The organism is Rhodococcus sp. ENV425, assembly GCF_002887785.1.
Taxonomy (GTDB): domain Bacteria; phylum Actinomycetota; class Actinomycetes; order Mycobacteriales; family Mycobacteriaceae; genus Rhodococcus; species Rhodococcus aetherivorans.
In genome coordinates, this window is sequence record NZ_PCZU01000233.1 from 1,298 (window position 1) to 3,062 (window position 1,765).

Annotated in this window: 1 protein-coding gene; it reads left to right on the forward strand. The window is 76.1% G+C overall.

Annotation, left to right across the window (positions count from 1 at the left end):
- A partial coding sequence (locus CQZ88_RS20215) for an AMP-binding protein (RefSeq protein ID WP_146034342.1) occupies positions 1-1,765 on the forward strand: 1,765 nt, incomplete at both ends.

Genomic DNA, 1,765 nt, shown 5'->3' on the forward strand with positions numbered 1-1,765 from the left:
GCGCCCCGCCGCTGCTGGCCCTGCCCACCGACCGTCCCCGCGGCGACGGCGACGGCGCCGCCGGGCGCGTGCGCTTCTCGGTGCCCGCCGAACTGCACGCCGCCGTCGACAAGCTGGCCCGCGCCCACGACGCGACGACGTTCATGGTCGTGCACGCCGCGCTCGCCGTGCTGCTCGCGACCCTGACCGCCGCCGAGGACGTCACCGTCGGCACCCCCGTCTCCGGGCGGGTCGACCCGATGCTCGACGACGTGGCCGGCATGTTCGTCGGCACCGTCGCGCTGCGGCTGCCCGTGCCGGCCCGCGCGACGTTCGCGGAACTGCTCGCCGACACTCGCCGCGTCGACCTCGACGCGTTCGCGCACGCCGACGTGCCGTTCGACCGGGTCGTCGACGCCCTCGGCGCCTCCGCGTCGCGGCACCACCCGGTCTTCCAGGTGATGCTCGCCTACGAGAGCTTCGCGCTGGACGGCCTCGACGTGCCCGGCGTGACCGGGGTGCGCGAGATCTCCACCGGCACGGCCCGATTCGATCTCGAGGTCACCGTCCGCGAGACCCGCTCCGACGCCGGCACCCCCACCGGGCTCGACGGGGTGCTCACCTACGACCGCGGCCTGTTCGACCACGACACCGTCGCCGCGTGGGCGCCGTTCCTGCTGCGCATCCTCGACGTGGTCACCGCCGACCCGGCCGTCGCCGTCGGCGGCATCGACCTGCTCGGCCCCGACGACGACGCGTCCGCGCCCCGGCCGGCCCCCGACACGGCCACGCTGCCCGCGCTGGTCGCCGAGCAGGCACGCCGCCGCCCCGACGCGGTCGCGCTCACCCACGGCGCCGACACCCTGACCTACGCCCAGCTGCACGCCCGCTCCGGGGCGCTCGCCGAAATGCTCGCCGAGCGCGGGCTCGGTGTCGAGGACGTCGTCGCCGTCGCGCTGCCCCGCTCGCTCGACCTGGTGGTGGCGATCCTCGCCGTCGCCCGCGCCGGCGCCGTGTACCTGCCGCTGGACGTCACCCACCCGCCGGCGCGGCTGCGCGCCCTGCTCGACGACGCCGCCCCCGCCGCGGTGCTGTGCGACACCGGGTTCGCGGTCGACACGGATGTGGCTCTCCTGCACGTCGATGCGCCCGAGGTTCGGCAACGCCTGGACGCCGGCGCCGCATTCGACGCGGCCGTGCCCGCCGGTGCCGGCGCGTACCTGATCTACACCTCCGGCTCCACCGGCATCCCCAAGGGCGTGCTCGTCGGGCACGAGGCCGCCGCCGCGGTGTTCGCCGCCACCGGCGACGTCGGGTTCGGCCCGCGCGATGTGTGGACCCTGTTCCACTCCCCGGCGTTCGACTTCTCCGTGTGGGAGATGTGGGGGGCGCTCACCACCGGCGGGCGGCTCGTCGTCGTCGACCACTACACCGCCCGCGACCCCGGGGCGTTCGCCGCGCTGCTCGACGGCGAGGGCGTCACCGTCCTCAACCAGACGCCCACCGCGTTCGGCCAGCTCGCCACCGTCGACACCGCGCTGCCCACGCTGCGGCTGCTGATCTTCGGCGGCGAAGCCCTCGACCCCGGGCGGGTCCGGCCGTGGCTCGCGGACCGGCCGCACGTGCGCGCGGTGAACATGTTCGGCATCACCGAGACCACCGTGCACGTCACCCGCGGCCCCGCCGCCGAGCCCGGCGTCGGGCGGCCGCTGCCCGGGTTCGACGTGCAGATCCTGGACCGGTCGCTGCGCCGCACCCCGCCCGGCACCGTCGGCGAACTCTACGT